Consider the following 724-nt stretch of genomic DNA (forward strand, 5'->3'; position numbering starts at 1 on the left):
CTCGGTGCTGGACTGGGTGCAGAAAACCGAGCGGCTCACCTATCCGCAAACCCTTATCCGCCTGCGGGATCTGGCCGGATCTCCAGCCGTGCCGCAATCCTCTTCTTTAGCTGCCGCAGTTGAATCTCCGCGCCAGAACCTGACCGATCTGGATGATGACGGCCAGGCGCTGCTGCATCAGGTGGTGGACTTCTATCACCAGAACCTGCTGGAGAGCATGGAGGGCCAGGAATGGCTGGCGCTGCGCGGGCTGTCTCATCCTGAACTCGTTACGCACTTCCGGCTGGGGCTGGCCGGACCGCATGGCGTGGCAGNCGCGCTCGGTGTGGTGCGTGAGTCCAACCGACAGGATCACTTCCGGGGCTGCCTGGTCGTGCCGGTGCTGGGCTGGTCTGAAAGTCATGATGTGGCCGCGCGTGGCCGGGTGTTGCAGTTGTACGGGCGCAGAACGTTGTCCGCACACCGGATGAAAAAGGGCAGCCCGAAGCATCTGTATCTGCCGTCGCCGCTGACCGGTGTCTGGAACGAGCAGGCGCTGGCCGCGTCCTCCGATATCATCCTGTGTGAAGCGCTTATCGACGCGATGACGTTCTGGTGCGCCGGTTATCGCAACGTCATTGCCACGTTCGGCGTGAACGGCTTCACGGCATCACACCTGGCGGCGTTGCAGTATCACGGCGTGAAGCGGGTGTTGATCGCGTTCGACAGGGACGCAGCCGGAGAC

Annotated in this window: 1 protein-coding gene; it reads left to right on the forward strand. The window is 62.9% G+C overall.

All coding sequences use genetic code 11. From position 1 onward, the window contains the following. Nucleotides 1–724: toprim domain-containing protein (locus JJB97_RS18275; RefSeq protein WP_238715509.1), on the forward strand; the 724-nt coding region annotated here is incomplete at both ends.

The organism is Tenebrionibacter intestinalis, assembly GCF_016632365.1.
GTDB classification, from domain to species: Bacteria; Pseudomonadota; Gammaproteobacteria; order Enterobacterales; family Enterobacteriaceae; genus Tenebrionibacter; species Tenebrionibacter intestinalis.